Source organism: Micromonospora alfalfae (genome assembly GCF_022230925.1).
Classification (GTDB): domain Bacteria; phylum Actinomycetota; class Actinomycetes; order Mycobacteriales; family Micromonosporaceae; genus Micromonospora; species Micromonospora alfalfae.
In genome coordinates, this window is sequence record NZ_JAKKFH010000042.1 from 17,395 (window position 1) to 37,138 (window position 19,744).

The 19,744-nt window shown below is 71.3% G+C and carries 16 protein-coding genes and 1 pseudogene; 7 read left to right on the forward strand and 10 right to left on the reverse strand.

Annotation, left to right across the window (positions count from 1 at the left end):
- Nucleotides 1-35: 35 nt before the first annotated feature.
- Complete coding sequence (locus tag MED01_RS28835) at nucleotides 36-959, forward strand: C40 family peptidase (protein ID WP_238671644.1); 924 nt, start codon at nucleotides 36-38, stop codon at nucleotides 957-959.
- A gap of 90 nt (nucleotides 960-1,049) precedes the next feature.
- On the opposite strand, the gene MED01_RS28840 is transcribed toward MED01_RS28835, so the two are convergent.
- The 3 genes from MED01_RS28840 to pnuC form a co-directional block, all read right to left on the reverse strand.
- The gene (locus MED01_RS28840; RefSeq protein ID WP_238671645.1) at nucleotides 1,050-2,048 is read right to left on the reverse strand and encodes a TerC family protein; all 999 of its coding nucleotides are present in this window, start codon (nucleotides 2,046-2,048) and stop codon (nucleotides 1,050-1,052) included.
- 312 nt (nucleotides 2,049-2,360) lie between these two features.
- Entirely contained in the window at nucleotides 2,361-3,485 is a 1,125-nt protein-coding gene (locus tag MED01_RS28845) for an AAA family ATPase (protein ID WP_238671646.1), read from the reverse strand.
- Entirely contained in the window at nucleotides 3,482-4,138 is a 657-nt protein-coding gene (pnuC, locus tag MED01_RS28850) for a nicotinamide riboside transporter PnuC (protein ID WP_238671647.1), read from the reverse strand. The genes MED01_RS28845 and pnuC overlap by 4 nt, the downstream gene beginning before the upstream one ends.
- A gap of 83 nt (nucleotides 4,139-4,221) precedes the next feature.
- On the opposite strand from pnuC, the gene MED01_RS28855 reads away from it, so the two are divergent.
- Nucleotides 4,222-4,515, forward strand: coding sequence for an antibiotic biosynthesis monooxygenase family protein (locus MED01_RS28855; protein WP_210785904.1), 294 nt, complete (start codon nucleotides 4,222-4,224; stop codon nucleotides 4,513-4,515).
- A 122-nt stretch (nucleotides 4,516-4,637) separates the two neighbouring features.
- Here the strand turns inward: MED01_RS28855 and MED01_RS28860 are convergent, their stop codons facing one another.
- The 4 genes from MED01_RS28860 to uvrB form a co-directional block, all read right to left on the reverse strand.
- On the reverse strand, nucleotides 4,638-5,495 hold the full coding sequence (locus tag MED01_RS28860; protein ID WP_238671648.1) for a helix-turn-helix domain-containing protein: 858 nt from the start codon (nucleotides 5,493-5,495) through the stop codon (nucleotides 4,638-4,640).
- Nucleotides 5,496-5,691: 196 nt separating this feature from the next.
- Nucleotides 5,692-6,060 (reverse strand): VOC family protein, encoded by a 369-nt coding sequence (locus tag MED01_RS28865; RefSeq protein ID WP_238671649.1) that lies wholly within the window; start codon nucleotides 6,058-6,060, stop codon nucleotides 5,692-5,694.
- Between the two features lie 120 nt (nucleotides 6,061-6,180).
- Nucleotides 6,181-6,990, reverse strand: a complete 810-nt coding sequence (locus tag MED01_RS28870; RefSeq protein ID WP_238671667.1) for an AraC family transcriptional regulator — start codon at nucleotides 6,988-6,990, stop codon at nucleotides 6,181-6,183.
- 82 nt (nucleotides 6,991-7,072) lie between these two features.
- Entirely contained in the window at nucleotides 7,073-9,181 is a 2,109-nt protein-coding gene (uvrB, locus tag MED01_RS28875; protein WP_238671650.1) for an excinuclease ABC subunit UvrB, read from the reverse strand.
- A 206-nt stretch (nucleotides 9,182-9,387) separates the two neighbouring features.
- Between uvrB and MED01_RS28880 the strand changes: the two genes are divergently transcribed.
- A complete protein-coding gene (locus tag MED01_RS28880) occupies nucleotides 9,388-11,325 on the forward strand; it encodes a hypothetical protein (RefSeq protein WP_238671651.1) in 1,938 nt (645 codons plus the stop codon).
- Nucleotides 11,326-11,329: 4 nt separating this feature from the next.
- Here the strand turns inward: MED01_RS28880 and coaE are convergent, their stop codons facing one another.
- Together coaE and rpsA are read right to left on the reverse strand one after the other, a co-directional pair.
- Nucleotides 11,330-12,511, reverse strand: coding sequence for a dephospho-CoA kinase (gene coaE / locus MED01_RS28885; RefSeq protein ID WP_238671668.1), 1,182 nt, complete (start codon nucleotides 12,509-12,511; stop codon nucleotides 11,330-11,332).
- Between the two features lie 363 nt (nucleotides 12,512-12,874).
- Complete coding sequence (gene rpsA / locus MED01_RS28890) at nucleotides 12,875-14,386, reverse strand: 30S ribosomal protein S1 (protein ID WP_112582670.1); 1,512 nt, start codon at nucleotides 14,384-14,386, stop codon at nucleotides 12,875-12,877.
- Nucleotides 14,387-14,783: 397 nt separating this feature from the next.
- Here rpsA and MED01_RS28895 point away from each other — a divergent pair, with 397 nt between their 5' ends.
- The 4 genes and pseudogenes from MED01_RS28895 to MED01_RS28910 all read left to right on the forward strand — a co-directional run.
- Nucleotides 14,784-15,590 carry a class I SAM-dependent methyltransferase gene (locus MED01_RS28895; RefSeq protein WP_238671652.1) on the forward strand — a complete coding sequence of 269 codons (807 nt, stop codon included), beginning with the start codon at nucleotides 14,784-14,786 and terminating at the stop codon, nucleotides 15,588-15,590.
- A 57-nt stretch (nucleotides 15,591-15,647) separates the two neighbouring features.
- Nucleotides 15,648-16,250 carry a Uma2 family endonuclease gene (locus MED01_RS28900; protein ID WP_238671653.1) on the forward strand — a complete coding sequence of 201 codons (603 nt, stop codon included), beginning with the start codon at nucleotides 15,648-15,650 and terminating at the stop codon, nucleotides 16,248-16,250.
- 36 nt (nucleotides 16,251-16,286) lie between these two features.
- The gene (locus MED01_RS28905) at nucleotides 16,287-16,505 is read left to right on the forward strand and encodes a hypervirulence associated TUDOR domain-containing protein (RefSeq protein ID WP_238671654.1); all 219 of its coding nucleotides are present in this window, start codon (nucleotides 16,287-16,289) and stop codon (nucleotides 16,503-16,505) included.
- A pseudogene (locus MED01_RS28910) lies at nucleotides 16,492-16,836 on the forward strand (DUF3140 domain-containing protein); the annotation flags it as partial. The gene MED01_RS28905 and the pseudogene MED01_RS28910, both read left to right, overlap by 14 nt.
- A gap of 168 nt (nucleotides 16,837-17,004) precedes the next feature.
- On the opposite strand, the gene polA reads toward MED01_RS28910, so the two are convergent.
- Nucleotides 17,005-19,704, reverse strand: coding sequence for a DNA polymerase I (gene polA / locus MED01_RS28915; RefSeq protein ID WP_238671655.1), 2,700 nt, complete (start codon nucleotides 19,702-19,704; stop codon nucleotides 17,005-17,007).
- Nucleotides 19,705-19,744 lie beyond the last annotated feature (40 nt).

Genomic DNA, 19,744 nt, shown 5'->3' on the forward strand with positions numbered 1-19,744 from the left:
TTCCCCAGGACAGCCGACACGATCTGGGGGTTGACGTGGAGCTGCAACCGGGCCGCGAGGCCGTCGTCCGGGTCGCCGTGGCGACGCTGTGGACCTCCCCCGAGGCAGTCCGCCCGGTCGACCGTCCGGCGCTGACCGCCGGCGCCGACATTCCGACCTGGGTCTCGGGCCTGGACACCGACCAGCAGGTCGGCGACTGTGTGCTGAGCCAGCTCCTGCTCGGCGAGCGGGTCCTCGTCAGCGAGCTGCGCCCGGACGGCTGGGCCCGGGTCGTCGCCGTCGAACAACCAGCCGCCAAGCTTGACCCCCGCGGCTATCCGGGCTGGCTCCCCGCCGAGCAGCTGGCCGTTCTCGACCCGACCCACACCAGCACCGACCACCCGCTGGTGGTGGACGCCACTGTCACCGGGCTGCACGCCACCCCGAACGGGCCGGTGGCGCTGCCCGGCGTCGTCGTCGGCACCCGGCTCGTTCCGGCCGGCCCCGCGCTCGACGACTGGCGGCCGGTGCACGTCCCCGGTCGGGCCACCCCGCTCTGGCTGCCCGACCGCCACCTGGTGCCGTCGGCGGCCGCATCGCCGGCCGCCGCGCAGGCGCTCGCGGTGGCACAGCGCCTGCTGAACGTGGTCTACATCTGGGGCGGTCTCTCCGCGCACGGCATCGACTGCTCGGGGCTCGTTCATCTGGCCTGGCGGCGGTTCGGGGTGCTGCTGCCGCGCGACGCCGACGATCAGGCCGTGGCCACCACTCGGCTGTCGTTGGGCGCGGAACGCCCCGGCGATCTCTACTTCTTCGCCCGACCCGGCCGCAAGATCCACCACATCGGCATCGTCACCGCCGCCCCCGGCGAGGGCGGCCAGCGCCGGATGCTGCACGCCTGCTACCGGCGGCGGCGGGTCATCGAAGAGGAACTGCCGGCCGACCGCACCGCCACGCTGGTGGGCGCGCACCGGGTCTAGCGCAGATCGGAAGTGTCTGTCGAGCCGGCAGCACTTCCGGAGCACGCCCCGCACCGGCCGGGCGCGTGTCCGCACCCGGCCGGTGACCGGTCAGCGTCGGGCGTCGGTCAACTCGCGACGCCGGTCCCGGGAGGACTTGATCAGGCTGGCGGCGGTGGCGATGCCCAGGGTGCCGATGATGACCAGCAGCGACAACCAGATCGGGATGTGCGGCGCCCAGCCGACGTGCTCGCCACCGTTGATGAACGGCAGGTTGTTGTCGGCCAGCGCCTCCAGCACCAGCTTGACCCCGATGAACCCGAGCACGACGGCCAAACCGTAGCTCAGGTAGATCAGCCGGTCCAGCAGGCCACCGAGCAGGAAGTAGAGCTGCCGGAGGCCCATCAGCGCGAAGACGTTGGCGGTGAAGACCAGGTACGGCTCCTGGGTGATGCCGAAGATCGCCGGGATCGAGTCCAACGCGAAGATCAGGTCGGTCGTGCCGATCGCGATCATCACGATCAGCATCGGGGTGAACAGCCGCCGCCCGGCCGCGTGGGTGGTGAGCTTCGCGCCGTCGTAGTCCTTCGAGATCGGCAGCGCCTTACGGCTCCACCGGATCAGCACGTTCTCGGAGAACTCGTCCTCGTCCGGCTCACCCTGCCGGGCCAGGTTCACCGCGGTGTAGATCAGGAACGCGCCGAAGATGTAGAAGACCCAGGAGAACTGCGTGATCAGCGCCGCGCCCGCGGCGATGAACCCGCCGCGCATCACCAGCGCCAGCACTATGCCGACGAGCAGCACCTTCTGCTGGTACTGCCGAGGCACACCGAAGCGAGCCATGATGATCACGAAGACGAAGAGGTTGTCCACCGAGAGGCTGTACTCGGTGAGCCAGCCGGTGTAGAACTGGCCGGCCGCGCTGGCCCCGGAGGCCAACCAGACACCCGCGCCGAAGAGCAGGGCGAGACCGACGTAGAAGGCGACCCAGAGGCTCGACTCCCGCACACTCGGCTCGTGCGGGCGTCGACCGATGATCAACAGGTCGACGAGCAGGACCGCAGTCAGTGCGACAAGCGTCCCCGCCCACACCAATCCGGACACGTCCAACGTTCATTCCTCCGGCAGACACGCGGCGTCGGGCACACCGTACGCCCCTGCGGGAGCCGGCGTGCCGCTGTCGCTCACTCTGGTGACTGTCGGAGGTCTCTTCCGCCGTCGCCCCGGACAGGGGCGGCGACCTACGGGGCCGGGTCGGGCACCGTGGTTCCGGCGATCGACCGTGCTGACGACTCCGTTGCGGGGGAATACTCCCCTCCTCGGTGACCATTCTTGCCCACCACGCCCCGTGATCACACCCCGGGCGTCCGGTGGCGCTGGACACCGCCCGACGCGTCACACCGGCTAGGGCTTCCTAGGAGGCTAGTGCACGTCTGGTGCGGCGATCGGGTCGGCGAGCGACCAGCCGCCGGCGAGCAGGTCGTCGCAGGCCCGCACCGCTCGGGCCAACCGATCGGCGTGCGACCCGGCCAACTCCACCACCGGCACCCCGCACCCGGCCAGCTCGGCCCGGAAGCGCTCGGTCATCCAGGCCCGCAGGTGCTCACCGTCGCGCAGCCCGTCATCGGTGAACGGCACCCTCCGGTGATCCGTCAGCAGATACAGCGCCGGACGGCGTGCCGCCGCCCGCACCTCCTCCGACGCGCTGCCCAGGTAGCGCTCCTCCCACACCGCGGTCGCCCGCGCGTCGGTGTCGCAGACCAGCAGCGGCCCACTCGACCGGGCCGCCGCGTCCTCGGCCGCCTGCTGCTCGCGCACCACGGCGCGGAAGTCGTCAGGGTCCCAGGCGACGTCGAAGACTGTCGCCCCCGGCGTGCGTTCCCGCAACCGGGCCAACTTGCGAGCCGTCAACTCCCGGCCGTACTCCGGCACCCAGGACGTGCCGTAGTGCCGGGCGAGCGCCGCCGCCATCGTCGTGGTCCCTGTCGACTCGGCCCCGACCACCACCACCCGCCGGACGAACCACGCCCGCACCGGCGGGCTCAGCCACCGCCAGTGACCCGCCGGGTCCGCGCGCACCGCAGTCCCGGACACCGGCACTGTCCGCCGGTCCGGATCCACCGACACGGGTACGGCGTGGAAGCGGCGCGCCAACTCCGCGCCGTACGCCTCGGAGGAGAAGACCGCGTCCACCGACGCGGACCCGACCGCCTCGCGGAACACGGCGCAGTGCGCGTCCCAGACCGTCGGATCGGCGTAGTCCACCGGGTGGTCGTCGTACCGGCCGACGAAACGGACCCACGGCGTGTCCGCGTGCACCTCCCGCAGCCAGTCGAGGCGCAGCGGGAGCGCAATGGACTCCCGACGCGAGGGCGCCACGACGACTGTCACCTCGGCGCAGCGGGCGGCGGCGGCCCGGATCAGCGCGTGGTGCCCGGCATGCGGTGGATAGAACTTGCCCACCACCATCCCGTGCCCGAACTCCGCGGCGGCCGGACGCGCCGGCCCGCGTGGCGCCGGCGCACGGCCGGATGTCTCGGCGTTCACACGGCGACCGGGGCCGGGCCGGGCGGGACCGCGGCCGGCCGGGCGGCCCGACGCAGATCGGCGCGCCAGGCCCGCAACCCGAGTACGCACAGGGCGAGGAAGACCAGGTAGAGCACGGCCGTCAGGTGCAGCCCCTTGTACGCGTACAGCGGGATGTAGATCAGGTCGGCGGCGATCCAGAGCCACCAACTCTCCACCCGCTTGCGGGTCTGCCCGTACGTGGCCAGCAGGGACAGGGCCGTTGTCACCGCGTCCGGCAGCGGCACCGTCGAGTCGGTGGCCCGGTCCAGCAGCACCCAGAGCGCGCCGGTGAGCAGCAGCCCGGCGGCGGCCAGCACCAGCCACTCCCGCCGCCCCGTCCGGCTGACCGTGAGCCGGGTACGCCGCTCGCCCCCGAACAGCCAGTGCCACCAGCCGTAGCAGCCGAGCGCGACGTAGACGACCTGGAGCCCCGCGTCGGCGTACAACCCGGCTGTCCAGAACAGCACCATGAGCAGCAGCACGTTGGCGATGCCGATCGGCCAGTTGGCGATCTTCTGTCGGGCCACCAACCACACGTTGAGCACACCGGTCACGAACCCCAGCAGCTCCGCCCAGGTGGTGCCCGTACCGGCCACCCGAAACGCGGTGCCGGTGAGCCAATCGATGATCACGACACAGACCCTAGGGGTGTCGCCGACATCGGAACAGACCCCGCGACGCCGACTGCCCCGACAGCCGTGGGAGGCTGTCCGACATGGTGCTTGAGGTCGCGCTGATCGACGTACTACCCGGACACGAGGACGCGTTCGCCGCCGCGTACGCCGAGGGTCACCCGGTGCTCGCCGGGGCGACCGGCTGCCGGTCGGTGCGGATGACCCGAGGAATCGAGTCGCCGACCCGCTTCGTGCTGCTGGTGGAATGGGACTCGGTCGAGGCGCACGAGAAGAACTTCCGGGCCACCGAACGGTTCGACAAGTGGCGGGCGCTGATCGGGCCGCACTTCGCGGGACCGCCCGTTGTCGAACACTTCCTCGACGTACCGGCCTGAGCCGAGCTGTCGTACCCCACGGTTATCGTGCCGGACGCACGCGCCGGCCGCCGGTCCCGACGGGCTCGGGGGCGCCGGGCCCGGTGGCCGCGCGGCGCGTCACCGTCGGCACCCCTCAACCGTTACTCACCGACGCGGCGGGCCAGCACGGTCACCGTCTCCTCCGGTGACAGCGCCGCGGCCAGCAGCGCCGCCGTCATCCGCTCGTAGCGGTCCACGTCGAGCACGGTGGCCAACCGGACGTCGGTGGTCAGCGCCTCGAGCATGACGGTGCGCGGGTCCGCCGGGTCGGGAAAGGCGTAGCAGGAATACGGCGTGAGCGGATGCAGCCCGCCACCGGCCGCCCCGCGTGGCAACAGCCGCACCGTGACGTGGGACAGGCCGGTCACCGCGACCAGATGACGCAGCTGTTCACGCCAGACCGCCACCGGCAGGTCACCCGGGTCGCAGACGGCCTCGGCGAGTACGGCCGTGTAGCGCGGCGGGTAGGCCCGCCGAAGCACCTCCTGCCGCAGTGCCCGTGCGCGCACCTCGGCCTCCACATCGACCTCCGGCGTGAGCTGGGCGCCGGCCGCGACCAACACCCGGGCGTACGCGGGCGTCTGGAGCAGCCCCGGAACCACCGACGGCTGGTACTCGACGATGTCGGCGGCGCCCGCCTCCAACTCGGCGTAGGTGCGCTGCCGTTCGCTCATCTCGCCCAGCGTCTTCCACCAGCCTCGACTGGTCGCCGCGTCCCGGGCGATGACGATCAGCGCCTCCCGGGCGGGCGTGGGCACCTTGTAGACATCCAGCAGATCGAGCACGTCGGCGAGGTCCGGGCGACTCTGACCCAGCTCGATGCGGGACAGCTTCGACGTCGAGGCCCAGCCCAGCCGTTCGCAGACCTGCTCCAGGGTCAGCGACTCGCGCCGACGGAGTTGGCGCAGCTCTGCGCCGAGACGTGCACGTCGAATGACAGGACTTGTTGGCAGCGGCATCCCGGCCTCCCCACCGAGGGAGACTACGCAGGACGATCACCCAGTGCAATAGCTCGCTCGCACACCGCAATCAGGGCATTCGTCGCCGCCGGCCGGCCGGGCCAGCCCGAGCACACCATTTCCGCAGGTCAATGCGGTCCAGAGCCGCTGAGGCTGATCCCGGCGGGCCACCCGTCCCGGGTCGGCGTGGCCGGGCTCAGGGTCGGTAGGTGCCGAAGGACCAGACGTTGCCGGCCAGATCGCGGGCTGCGTAGTCCCGGGAGCCGTAGTCGGTGTCGAACGGCTCGCGGATGATCTCGGCGCCGGCGGCGCGGGCCTGGGCGCAGTGGGCGTCGACGTCCGGGACCGCCACGTAGACCGACCAGTCGTCGTCGGCCGGCCGGGGCCGGGCGTCGGCCCGCCCACCGAGCATGATCATGCCGGTGTCGAGGACCAGCTCGGCGTGCGCGACGGTACCGTCCGGCGCCTCGTGCACGGCATGCACCCGGAAGCCGAAGGCGGCACCGAGCCAGTCGATCGCGACGCGCGGATCGGGATAGCGGAAGATCGGATAGATGGTTCGCATGACCCATTCTGTGCGCGGCGGCGCGGATCCGGATTGGACGAATGTGACCTCGGCGGGTCACCGACCCGGCTCCGGTCGGCTCAGCGGGTCGCCGACCCGGCTCCGGGCGGCCGGCGGTCGTCAGGGGCCGGCGAGCAGCGCGGCCGGTGTGGCCCCCGCGAACTCGTGGAAGTCCCGGATCAGGTGGGACTGGTCGTAGTAGCCGCAGCCCGCAGCCACGGCGGCCCAGTCGACTCCCCGCCCGGCCCCGCCGGCCTGGCTCGACGCGGCGTGAGCCTGCTGAAAACGCAGCAGCCGGGCCGCCATCTTGGGCGGCAGCCCGACCTCCCGCCGGAACCGGGACGCGAGGTGCCGGCGGCTCCAGCCCAACTCGTCGGCGAGCACACCGACGCTCCCCCGCCCACCGCTGGCGGTCAGCCACCGCCACGCCCAGTCGAGCCGCGGGTCCACCGGCGGGGACGCCGCCAGCCGGGCGGCGAGCACCCGGTCGAGCAGGTCGAACCGTTCCGGCCAGCCGGGGGCCTCGGCGAGCCGGCCGCGCAGCCGATCCAGCCAACGGCCCGGGAGCTGCCCGACGCCGACAGCCCGATTGGTCAACTCACTCAGGGGCAGACCGAGGAGCCGGCGGGCGGTCAGCGGGGCGAGCACCAACTCGACGCCCTCCCCCACACCCACGGTGCGCGTGGTGCACCAACTGTCGAAGGTGCCGGCCACGAACGAGTCGACGGCGGTGACGCCACGCGACGCGCTGCGCGGGTCGGTCACGTCCAGCGGAGCGCCCCAGCCCAGGATCAGCACCACGAAGACGCCCGCGGACTCCCGGCGGACCAGTGGCACGTCCGCCCGTTCCCGATAGCCCACGTACCTGTCGATGAACGGACGCAGGCTGGCGTCGGGCAGCCCGAGGACCATCTCGCCGATCGGCGCCACCGCCGTCAACAGTGCCCGCCCTTCGCGTGCCCCGGTCGGCCGGGCCCGAGCGGTGCGCTGCGGGGGGCCGACCGGGTGGCCGTCACTTCACGCCGGCGGCGTCCATGCCGCGCAGCTCCTTCTTCAGGTCGGAGACCTCGTCGCGGATCCGGGCCGCCAACTCGAACTGGAGCTCGCGGGCGGCGGCCAACATCTGGTCGTTGAGCTCCTGGATGAGCTGGGCGAGGTCGGCGCGGGCCATCCCCTCCCGTGAGGTGGTGGTCGCGGCGGACCGGCTCCGGCTGCGGGTCTCCTTGACCGGCGCCTTGCCTCGGGAGAGCTGACGCACCGCGCCGCCGACCCGGGAGTTCTCGGTGTCCTCCGCCTCGCGGTAGATGTCGTCGAGGATGTCGTGGATCTTCTTACGCAGCGGCTCCGGGCTGATGCCGTTCGCCTCGTTGTGCGCGATCTGCTTGGCCCGACGCCGATCGGTCTCGTCGATCGCCGCCGCCATCGACGGGGTGATCTTGTCGGCGTACATGTGCACCTGACCGGAGACGTTACGGGCGGCCCGCCCGATGGTCTGGATCAGCGACCGGCCGCTGCGCAGGAAGCCCTCCTTGTCGGCGTCGAGAATCGCCACCAGCGACACCTCGGGCAGGTCCAGACCTTCCCGGAGCAGGTTGATGCCGACGAGCACGTCGTAGTCGCCCTTGCGCAGCTCACGCAGCAGCTCCACCCGGCGCAACGTGTCGACCTCCGAGTGCAGGTAGCGCACCCGGATGCCGTTCTCCAGGAGGTAGTCGGACAGGTCCTCGGCCATCTTCTTGGTGAGTGTGGTGACCAGCACCCGCTCGTCCCGGTCGGTCCGCAGCTTGATCTCGTGCATCAGGTCGTCGATCTGACCCTTGGTCGGCTTGATCACGACCTCCGGGTCGACCAGCCCGGTGGGGCGGATCACCTGCTCGACGAACTCGCCCTGGGCCTGCTCCATCTCCCACGTGCCGGGGGTCGCGGAGAGGTAGACCATCTGGCCGACCCGCTCCAGGAACTCGTCGAAGCGCAGCGGCCGGTTGTCGGCCGCGCTGGGCAGCCGGAAGCCGTGGTCGATGAGCATCCGCTTGCGGGACGCGTCGCCCTCGTACATGCCGCCGATCTGCGGGATGGTCACGTGCGACTCGTCGACCACTGTGAGGAAGTCGTCGGGGAAGTAGTCGAGCAGGGCGTGCGGCGGGCTGCCGGGCAGCCGCCCGTCCATGTGCATCGAGTAGTTCTCGATGCCGGAGCAGAAGCCCACCTGCCGCATCATCTCGATGTCGTAGGTGGTGCGCATCCGCAGCCGCTGCGCCTCCAGCAGCTTGCCCTGCCGCTCCAGTTCGGCGAGACGCTCGGCCAGCTCCACCTCGATGTCACGGATCGCCCGTTCCATCCGCTCCGGACCGGCCGCGTAGTGGGTGGCCGGGAAGATCACCAGCTGGTCGACCTCGCGGACCACGTCACCGGTCAACGGGTTGAGGTAGTAGAGCTTCTCCACCTCGTCACCGAACAGCTCGATCCGGATCGCCAGCTCCTCGTACGCCGGGATGATCTCCAGCGTGTCGCCGCGGACCCGGAAGGTGCCCCGCTGGAAGGCCATGTCGTTGCGGGTGTACTGGATGTCGACCAGCCGGCGCAGCAATTGGTCGCGGTCGAGCTCCTGCCCGACCTGCATCTTCACCGCCCGGTTGAGGTACTCCTCCGGGGTGCCCAGGCCGTAGATCGCCGAGACGGTGGCCACCACGATCACGTCGCGGCGGGTGAGCAGCGACATCGTCGCCGAGTGCCGCAGCCGCTCCACCTCCTCGTTGATCGAGGAGTCCTTCTCGATGTACGTGTCGGTCTGCGGGATGTACGCCTCGGGCTGGTAGTAGTCGTAGTACGAGACGAAGTATTCGACGGCGTTGTGCGGCAGCAGCTCGCTGAACTCCTTGGCCAACTGCGCGCAGAGCGTCTTGTTCGGGGCGAGCACCAGGGTGGGGCGTTGCAGCCGCTCGATCAGCCACGCGGTGGTGGCGCTCTTGCCGGTGCCGGTCGCGCCGAGCAGCACCGTGTTGCGGTCGCCGCGTCGCACCCGACGCTCAAGCTCATCGATGGCCGCCGGTTGGTCGCCGGCCGGCTGAAAGTCACTGACGACCTGGAAGCGGCTGTCCAGCCGGGGAATGTCGAGCGCCATGCCGTCAACGGTACGCCGGAGGTCCGACAGGAACGGCCGTCACGCCAGGTACGTGATCGGCTTCAATATTCCCATTGTGTGGCCCATGTCACCGGGACTACCCTCTTCATGTAGGCCGCTCGCGGCGGCCGACCGGGCCGGTGGCCAGGCCAACATCACGGCCGGTCGCCCCCGGCACTGCGGTCGCAGCACCCGGCTCGTCCGGCGTGCGCACCCGTGTGGTCGCGCTCGAGGCGCAGACCGGCCGCCGCGAGCGCCCCTGCTCGTCACCCCGATGCCTCCCCGCCCGTTTCATCTCCGTGGACACCTCTCCGACCCCGGCGCCCGACGCCGCCCGCACCGTGACGCCCCGACCGGAGGCCGGCAGCCCCGGCAGTGGCCCGGCCAACGGCAGCGGGCGGCACCGCACCGGCTCGACCGTTGGCGCCTCGGCGTCCGGCCGAACCAACGACATCAAGAACATGTCCAAGGCCGGCCGAACCAACGACACCGGGAACATGTCCACGACCGGCCGAACCAACGACACCGGGAACAGGTCCACAGCCGGCCGGTCCGCCGGCGGCGCGCGGCGAGCCACCGCCGGCCGCAAGACCGCCGAAACGCGGCGGGCCGCCGCCGAGCGAAGCCTCGCGGAGAACCGCGACACCACAGGACGCGACGACACCCCGGACACCGTCGACACCAGCGACACCGCCGGGCCGCCCAGGGCCGGCCGTCGTCGACGTACGGTGCTGCTGTTGCTCGGCCTGACGGCGGTGACGTCCGCGACGGCGCTGGTGCTCGGGCTGTTGAGCTGGGCGCCCGACCCGCCCGAGGCGGCCCGGCCGCTGACAGTGACGGAAGGCGAGCGGCTGGCCGCCGTGCGGGTCACCAACCTGCGGGACCTGCGCGCCGGCGTACGGGTCACGGCCGGCACCGACGCCGCCCGAATCGAACTGGTGGGCTGGGTGGACTGGTCCCGGTCACTGCTCTACCTCGACGTGGGCGGGCCGGGAGCGGGCGCCGAGCGCGGGCTGTTGCAGAAGAGCGGTCCGGTGCTGGTGATCCGGCCCGATCCGGCGGCGGTGCCGACTCCCGCCTCCCCACCACTGATGCCCCCGGCGGACCGGTGGCGGCTGCACCGACTGGCACCCGGGGCGCACCTGGCACCGGTGCTCGACCTGCTCCTCGATCTTGCCGCCGACCGGCCGGACACCACGACCCGGACGGCGCCGTCCGACGGGGCGCGCTGGATCGCCCGGGAGACAGTGCCGGCCGGCCCACTGGACGTCATACAGGCACCACTGCCCACCGGCGCGCCGGCCGCCAGCACGGCCATCGGCACACCCAGCGCCGCGATGCCCGCCCCGGACGGGCAGACCCGGTACTGGCTCGATCAGGATGCCCGGCTGCACAAGCTGGTGACCCGGCTGCCCGGCGCGGGTCCGGTCACGATGATCTTCAACCGCGCGGACCGGCCGACACTACGACCGGTGGACGCGCTCGGCGGCCGCCCCGGTCTCCCCCGCGCGCTGACCGACGCCGAGCAACGTCGGCTCGACCGGCTGCCGGCCCGGCTCCGCGCCCACGGCGGTGCCACTGTGACGCTGACCGCACCGGTGGGCACGGACACGAACCTGCGGGGCGCCGGCTGGCTGAGCTGGACCGCGGGCACCGCGTACCTCTCGGTCGCCGACCTGGGCGTACCAGATCGCCGGACCCTCCTGCGCCGCGACGCCGCCGGTCTGGCCCGGGCGGACCTGCCGGCGGCCGATGCCGGTGGCGGCACCGCGGAGGCGCCGGCCCGGCCGCCGCTGCCGCCCCCGGCCGGGGGATGGCGGGTCTCCCGGTCCGCCCGAGACGACCTGAGTGTGCTGGTCGACGCCGCAATCGCCGCCGGGTCGGTCGGGCAGCGCGGCGCGGCCGTGCGGGTACGTGAGGACGTTGCCGCCGGACGCGCCGTGGACGTCATCGAGTCGGGTCCGGCCGGCGCGCGGCTGCGTTACTGGCTCGACCGGGACGGGTCGCTGCGCCGGCTCGAGTTGCAGACCGACGGCGGCGCGTGGGCACACCTGGATCTCTGGCCCGCCGTCGTGCCCCGACTGGCTGCCAACCCTCGGCCGCCCTCCCCTCGGTCTCCGACCCCTCGGCCGGGTGCCCGCTGATGCCTCAGGGGTGCCAGCCGGTCTGCGCGGCCCACTGCTCGGCCCGCAGGTACTCCTCGTCGAACCACGGGTTGCGGGCCGTGCCGGAATCGCCGGCCTCCGGTGCCGCGTCGACCAGATCCCGCTTGAGCAGCAGGTACGTGGCCCGCTGATCCGGATCGGCACGCAGGTGATCACGCATCAGCAACGCGTACCGCCAACCCGGTGAATCGGCCACCCGCACGTGCAGACGAACCGGGCGGGCCGGGTCCGCACTGCCGTGCAGCCGCTTCTCCCACCGGCCCCGGCCGGCCGGGCGCGGGTCGTCCCACCAGTGCCCCGGCACCCGCGGAAACCCGGCGCTCGCCAGCCGATCGGCCAACGGCCCGTCCGCGTCGGCGAGGCTGGCGACCGCCACCTGCACGTCGATGACGTTCTGGGCGGCCAGGCCGGGCACCGCCGTCGAACCAATGTGATCGATCCGGAGGGCATCCGAGCCGAGCGCGTGCTGGATCCGGGCGGCCAGCCGCGCGTACTGCTGCGGCCAGCTCGCGTCGGCCCCGGCCCGCTCGGCCGCGTCCGGCGGGACCACCCGCCGCTGGCGCAGGTTGTCCTCGTAGGGCACCAGCCGCTGCTTCCAGAGCCTGTCGACGGCGTCGTGCAGCGCCGTCAGGCTCCCGTCGTTGGTCAGCACCACGTCCGCGGCCGCCCGGCGGCGGGCGTCGTCGGCCTGCGCGGCGATCCTCCGCTCGGCCTCCGCACGACCCATCCCCCGGTCGCGCGCCAGCCGCTCCAGTCGCGTCGACACGGCCGTCTGCACCACGACCACCAGGTGGTACGTCGGCGCGAGACCCACCTCGACCAGCAGCGGTACGTCGTTGACGACTATCGCTTCGGGTGCCGCCGCAGCGGTCAGCTCCGCTGTGCGGGCCCGGACCCGGGGGTGGGTGATCGCCTCCAGCCGACGGCGGGCGGTCTCGTCGGCGAACACCACAGCTCCCAGTGCGGCACGGTCCAGTGCCCCGTCGGCGTCCACCACCGCGTCGGAGAAGGCTGCGACGATCTCGGCCAGCCCGTCCGTCCCCGGTGCCACCACCTCCCGGGCCACCCGGTCGGCGTCGATCAGCACCGCGCCCCGCTCGACGAGCCGCGCGGCCACCGCGCTCTTGCCTGACCCGATCCCGCCGGTCAACCCCACCTTCAGCACCCGAACAGTCAACCGGATCGACGTTCCCGCCGCCAAACCCGCCCACGTTCACGCGCACGTTCACGCCCACACCCACACCCACGCCCACGCCCACGCCCACGCCCACGCCCACGCCCACGCCGGCATGATCGTGCTCGAACCAGGATGTAGTGGTGTGCGGTGGCCGGGATGCCACTGCAACATGGATCGAGCGCGATCTTGGCCGTCCGTACGGGCCACCGGCCGGCCGCCTGGTGCGCCGCACCCGCCGCGGCTCAACGCGGGGCGCACCTCGCCACCCGAGGGCGGACCGCGGGTACGGCGAAGGCCCCGCCCCCAGCGATCCGGAGATCGCGGGGACGGGGCCCGTCGTCGTTCAGCGGGTCACTTACCGCCGGCGAGCTTCTCCCGCAGTGCGGCGAGCGCCTCGTCGGTGGCCAGCGTGCCGGCCGGCTCCTCGGCCTGCCGGCTGGGGGCCGGGCTGGACGAGGAGGTGGTGCCACCGCCACCGCCACCGCCAGCGGCCGGAACGGCCGGGGTCGGGTTGGCGGCAGCCTCGGCGTCGGCGGCCCGAGAGGTCTGCACCTGCTTGGTGTGGGCCTCCCAGCGCAGACGAGCCTCGGCGTACTGGTTCTCCCAGGTCTCGCGCTGCTTGTCGTACCCCTCGAGCCACTCGCCCGTCTCCGGGTCGAAGCCCTCGGGGTAGATGTAGTTGCCCTCGGTGTCGTACGTCGCGGCCATGCCGTAGAGGGTCGGGTCGAAGTGCTCCTCGCCCTCGACGAAGCCCTCGTTGGCCTGCTTGAGCGACAGCGAGATCCGGCGACGCTCAAGGTCGATGTCGATGACCTTGACCATGACCTCGGAGCCAACCTGGACGACCTGCTCCGGGATCTCCACGTGGCGCTCGGCCAGCTCGGAGATGTGGACCAGGCCCTCGATGCCGTCGTCCACGCGGACGAACGCACCGAACGGAACCAGCTTGGTGACCTTGCCCGGCACGATCTGCTGGATCGCGTGGGTGCGGGCGAACTGCCGCCACGGGTCTTCCTGGGTCGCCTTCAGCGACAGCGAGACCCGCTCGCGGTCCAGGTCGACGTCCAGGACCTCGACCTCGACCTCCTGGCCCACCTCGACGACCTCGGACGGGTGGTCGATGTGCTTCCAGGACAGCTCGGAGACGTGCACCAGACCGTCGACGCCGCCCAGGTCCACGAAGGCGCCGAAGTTGACGATCGAGGACACGACGCCCTTGCGGACCTGGCCCTTCTGCAGCTTGTTGAGGAACTCGGTGCGCACCTCGGACTGCGTCTGCTCCAGCCAGGCCCGGCGGGACAGGACCACGTTGTTGCGGTTCTTGTCCAGCTCGATGATCTTGGCTTCGAGCTCCCGCCCGACGTACGGCTGCAGGTCGCGCACACGACGCATCTCGACCAGGGACGCGGGCAGGAAGCCGCGCAGCCCGATGTCGAGGATGAGGCCGCCCTTGACCACCTCGATGACCGAACCGCGGACGACGCCGTCCTCGTCCTTGATCTTCTCGATCGTGCCCCAGGCCCGCTCGTACTGTGCCCGCTTCTTGGAGAGGATCAGACGACCCTCCTTGTCCTCCTTCTGGAGGACCAGGGCCTCGATGTGGTCGCCAACCGTCACAACCTCGGCGGGGTCCACGTCGTGCTTGATCGACAACTCCCGAGAGGGGATGACACCCTCGGTCTTGTAGCCGATGTCGAGCAGGACCTCGTCCCGATCGACCTTGACGACGGTGCCTTCGACAATGTCGCCGTCGTTGAAGTACTTGATGGTCTCGTCGATCGCGGCGAGGAATGCCTCCTCGGAACCGAGATCGTCGTGGGTGACCCGGGTGGCGCTCGAGGGGGCCTCGATGCTGCTCGTCATGTGGGCGGTTGCTCCGGTCGGTGGGTTGTCACAGCAGGCTGGTGTGTCGCAGTGACCTGTTCGCGCCAGCGGATCCGTCGCCGGGCACACCGAACGATCGCCTAGTGAGATCATGATGTGGCTCCGTCGACCGCGCACCTGCTCCCTGCCGAGGCAACGCGATCCGCGAGCGCATCGTCTAGCCTACCGTGCGCATTACCACAGCGTGCAAGCCCTCCCGGCTTCTCTTCGTGCGATGACCTGCGAAAGCCGAACAATCGCCCGGAAAAGACCCCTGCTGTCTCCTGCGTCACAACGGCCCCTCCGGCCCCGCCGGCCGAGCCCGCCCGCGAGGAGTCGCGTGGATCGTGGACGCGCCGCCGTACCCGATGGGGTGGGAGGGGCCTAGCGTGAGCGCGTGGATGACGACAGCCGGGTTACCCGGCGCCGGGTGGGTGACGCCGAGGCCCGGCGCGCCAACCGCGGCTGGTGGGACACCGACGCCGACGACTACCAGGCCGAACACGGCGCGTTCCTCGGCGACGTGGACTTCGTGTGGTGCCCCGAGGGCCTGCGCGAGGCCGACGCCCGGTTGCTCGGCGACGTGTCGGGGCGGCGGGTGCTGGAGGTGGGCGCCGGCGCCGCGGCCGCCGCCCGCTGGCTCGCCACCCAGGGTGCCCGGCCGGTCGCCTTCGACCTGTCCGCCGGCATGTTGCGGCACGCCGCCGAGGCCGCCGACCGCACCGGGGTACGCGTACCGCTGGTGCAGGCCGACGCGCTCGCCCTGCCGTTCGCCGACCGGTCGTTCGACGTCGCCTGCACCGCGTTCGGCGCGATCCCGTTCGTGGACGACTCGGCGGCGCTGCTCGCCGAGGTGCACCGGGTGCTACGCCCCGGCGGCCGATGGGTGTTCTCGGTGACCCACCCGATGCGGTGGATCTTCCTCGACGACCCCGGCGAGGGCGGCCTGACGGCAGTGCACTCGTACTTCGACCGCTCCCCGTACGTGGAGCAGGACGAGAGCGGCGTGGCCACCTACGTCGAGCAGCACCGCACCCTCGGCGACCGGATCCGCGAGCTGGTCGGCGCCGGGTTCCGGCTGCTGGACCTGGTGGAGCCGGAGTGGCCGCAGGGACACGAGGGGATCTGGGGGCAGTGGAGCCCGCTGCGCGGACGACTCTTCCCCGGCACCGCCATCTTCGTCACCGAGAAGCCCGCCGGGTGAGCGCGCCGCACCCGTTGTCCGAGGTGCGAGCCATCGATCGCCGGTAGGCTCGGCCCCATGAGCGCCGAGCCCATCCCGACATCACCTGGCCCCTGGTGTCCGGACCCGATGCGGCAGCAGCGTGCCGACTACACGCTGGAGGACCTGCTCGCTCTGCCGGACGACGCCCCCCGCGTCGAACTCGTCGACGGAGTTATCCAGGTGACACCCTCCCCCACCCTGGGCCACCAGAACATTTCCAGCCTGCTGTGGCTCTGGCTGCACAACCACGCGCCGCAGCACCTCGGCGCTGCCCAGGCCATCGGTGTCAAGCTCAGCCACAACACGAGCCGACAGCCCGACGTGCTGTTACACCGGGCCGACGTGGCGTCCGCTCACTCCATCCTGCGGCCCGCCGACGTCGTTCTCGCCGTCGAGATCGTTTCGCCGGGCACGCGACGGATCGACCGGTTCGCGAAGCCGGGTGAGTACGCCGCCGCCGGCATCCCGTTCTACTGGCGGATCGAGCAGGACCCGGTGCACGTGTACGCGTACCGGATCGGCGATCGGGTGGGGCCGGGCGGTGAGCGGCAGTACGAGCTGGTCGCCGACGGCGCCGACGTGATCGAGCTGACCGAGCCGTTCGACATCAAGCTGCCGGTCGCCGAGATCACGCCGTAGTCGTTTCGGCCTGGCCGCCCCGGGTAGCCGAGGGCCATGGCCGAACCGAGATTTCACAAGGGCGACCATGTCTCCTGGTCGGCCCACGGCAGCCGCGCGTACGGCGTGGTGCAAGGGACGATCACCGAGCGGACGCGGATCCGCGGGCGGGCCGTGAACGCGGCCGCCGACGACCCGCAGTACCGGGTCCGCAGTGACGGCACGGGCCGCGACGTGGCCCACCGGCCCGAGGCGCTGCGCCATGAGCAGAGGTGACGACGGCCGGGACACCTACCGGGAGTTCACCGAAGCGGTGAACATGAAGCCCGGTGAGCTGTCCACATGGCTGGAGACCGACGAGTCGAAGCAGGTCGGCTGGCACAAGGGTGGTCGTGCTGGTGGCGGCGAGTCCGTCGGACACGAATCCGGGCGGAAGATCATCAATCTGCTCCGCCGCAAACGCGGTGACCTGTCCGACGGCGACTACAAGCACATGCGCAAGGTCGTCGGCTACGTGCGCCGGCACATGGCGCAGCGCCCCGCTGGCAACGTTCGCGACACCAAGTGGCGTTGGTCGCTCATGAACTGGGGCCACGACCCCCTGAAGTAACCGGCTGGTCCAGCAGGACCAGCACTACCACCCTGATTCGACATGTCACGGCCGCGACCAGGGCGACCCGGTCAGGGGTTCCGGGGCAGCCCGACCCACGCAGGGGTCAAGCCTGACCGCACGGAGTGGGTCGGGCTGCCCCGGAACCCCCACACCGCAACCACATCAGTGGTCGGCGCTGTTCCAGTCCCGACCCAGACCGACGGACACCTCCAGCGGCACCGACAACGGGTACGCCCCGCCCATCTCCTGGCGGACCAGGGCCTCCAACGACTCCCGCTCACCGGGCGCGACCTCGAAGACCAGTTCGTCGTGCACCTGCAACAGCATCCGTGAGCCCAGCCCAGCCTCGCGGAGCGCGGTGTCGACGTGCAGCATCGCCACCTTGATGATGTCGGCGGCGGAGCCCTGGATGGGGGCGTTGAGCGCCATCCGCTCCGCGATGTCCCGGCGCTGCCGGTTGTCGCTGACCAGGTCGGGCAGATAACGGCGTCGGCCGAGGATGGTGGAGGTGTAGCCGTCCTGGCGGGCCCGGGCGACCACCTGCTGGAGGTAGTCGCGCACCCCACCGAAGCCGGCGAAGTAGTTCTCCATCAGCCCGCGTGCCTCTTCGGTGCTGATGCTGAGCTGTTGGGACAGGCCGAAGGCGCTCAGGCCGTACGCGAGGCCGTAGTTCATGGCCTTGATCTTGCGGCGCTGGTCGGGGGTGACATCGCCGAGCGGCACCCCGAAGACCGACGAGGCGGTGGCGGCGTGGAAGTCGGCGCCGGAGTTGAACGCGTCGATCAGCGCGTCGTCCGAGCTGAGGTGCGCCATGATGCGCATCTCGATCTGGCTGTAGTCGGCGGTGAGCAGACACTCGTAGCCGTCTCCCACCACGAAGGCCCGACGGATCCGACGGCCCTCCTCGGTGCGGATCGGGATGTTCTGCAGGTTGGGCTCGGTGGAGGAGAGCCGACCGGTGGCCGCCACTGTCTGGTTGAAGGTGGTGTGGATCCGGCCGTCGTCGGAGACCGACTTCAGCAGCCCGTCGACTGTCGACTTCAGCTTGGCAACGTCCCGGTGACGCAGCAGGTGGGCAAGCACCGCGTGTGGCTGCTGCGCGTAGAGCCACTGCAGGGCGTCGGCGTCGGTGGTGTAGCCCGTCTTGATCTTCTTGGTCTTCGGCAGACCCAGCTCGGTGAAGAGGATCTCCTGCAACTGCTTGGGCGAGCCGAGGTTGAACTCCCGACCCACCGCCTCGTACGCGCCCTGCGCGGCGGCCTTCACCTCGGCGGCGAAGTGGGCCTCCAGCTCCGAGAGATAGTGGGTGTCGGCGGCGATGCCGGTGCTCTCCATGGTGGCCAGCACCCGCATCAACGGCAGTTCCACGCCGGCCATCAGCCGGGCGGACTGCTCTCCGTCGCGGGACAGCTCGGCGTCGATAGCGTCGGCCAGGTCGAGGGTGGCACGGGCCTGGAGCATCAGGTTCTGCTCGACCACCCCCTCGTCGCCGAGGCCGTCGAGCGTGAGCTGGCCGGACTCCGGGACGTCCACCCGCAGCTCCCGGTGCAGGTAGCGCAGCGCCAGGTCGGTCAGGTCGTAGGACCGCTGATCGGGGCGGGCCAGGTACGCGGCGATCTGGGTGTCCCGGACGATGCCGGCGAGCTGCCAGCCGTGCGCGGCGCAGGCCAGCACGGCCGGCTTGCTGTCGTGCAGCACCTTGGGGCGCTGCTCGTCGGCCAACCAGGCAGCCAGGGCGCCCTCGTCGGTCGGGTCGAGCCTTGCCGGGTCGACCCAGGCCGCCGCGCCACCGGCGGTGGCCAGCGCGAGACCGGTGATCGAGGCGGTGTGCCGGCGGTTGGGGCCGGTGTCGAGTTTGACCGCCAAGCCGACCGGGGTGCCGCTCGGAACGTGCGTGGTCAGCCACCCGGCCAGCGCGCCGGGCTCGGTGAGCACCTCGCCGGTGAGGTCGAAGCCGGACTCGGCCTCCGGCTCGACCGCCTCCAGGTATTGGTAGAGACGGTCGCGCAGGATGCGGAACTCCAGGGTGTCGAAGACCTGGTGCACCGCCTCCCGGTCCCAACCCGTCCAGCGGCTGTCCTCCGGGCGCAGCGGCAGCTCCAGGTCGGAGACGAGACAGTTGATCTCGTAGTTGCGGATCACGTCGGCGAGCCGCTCCCGCAGGCTGTCGCCGGCCTTGCCCTTGATCTCGTCGGCCCGGGCGATCACGCCCTCCACCCCGCCGTACGTGGTGATCCACTTGGCCGCGGTCTTCGGGCCGACGCCCGGGATGCCGGGCAGGTTGTCACTGGTCTCGCCGACCAGCGCGGCGAGGTCCCGGTACTGCTGTGGCGGAACGCCGTACTTCGCCTCGATCGCCGCCGGGTCCATCCGGGCCAGGTCGGAGACGCCCTTACGCGGGTAGAGGACGGTGATCTGATCGTCGACCAGTTGGAACGCGTCGCGGTCACCGCTGCTGATCAGCACCGACATGCCCTGGTCGCGGGCCTGGGAGGCGAGCGTGGCGATGACGTCGTCGGCCTCGAAGCCCTCTTTCTCGACCACCGGGATCTGCAGCGCGGCCAGGACCTCCTTGACCAGGCTGACCTGGCCCTTGAAGTCGGTCGGGGTCTCGCTGCGGCCGGCCTTGTACTCCGCGTATTTGTCGGTGCGGAAGGAGTGGCGGGAGACGTCGAAGGCCACGACGATGTGGGTGGGCTGCTCGTCGCGCAGCACGTTGATCAGCATCGAGGTGAAGCCGTACACCGCGTTGGTCGGCTGCCCCGTCGTGGTGGAGAAGTTTTCCACAGGCAGGGCGAAGAACGCCCGGTATGCCATGGAATGTCCGTCAACGAGGAGCAGGCGCGGTGTCGTAGCTGTCACGGCAGCGACTCTAGCCCGCCGCTACGACAGGACGGGACAC

Bases quoted from the DNA above. Each gene is read 5' to 3' on its own strand.
- MED01_RS28855 (WP_210785904.1), top strand. From the start codon at position 4,222: ATGGTGCTTGAGGTCGCGCTGATCGACGTACTACCCGGACACGAGGAC.
- MED01_RS28860 (WP_238671648.1), bottom strand. From the start codon at position 5,495: ATGCCGCTGCCAACAAGTCCTGTCATTCGACGTGCACGTCTCGGCGCA.
- MED01_RS28865 (WP_238671649.1), bottom strand. From the start codon at position 6,060: ATGCGAACCATCTATCCGATCTTCCGCTATCCCGATCCGCGCGTCGCG.
- uvrB (WP_238671650.1), bottom strand. From the start codon at position 9,181: ATGGCGCTCGACATTCCCCGGCTGGACAGCCGCTTCCAGGTCGTCAGT.
- rpsA (WP_112582670.1), bottom strand. From the start codon at position 14,386: ATGACGAGCAGCATCGAGGCCCCCTCGAGCGCCACCCGGGTCACCCAC.
- MED01_RS28900 (WP_238671653.1), top strand. From the start codon at position 15,648: ATGAGCGCCGAGCCCATCCCGACATCACCTGGCCCCTGGTGTCCGGAC.
- MED01_RS28905 (WP_238671654.1), top strand. From the start codon at position 16,287: ATGGCCGAACCGAGATTTCACAAGGGCGACCATGTCTCCTGGTCGGCC.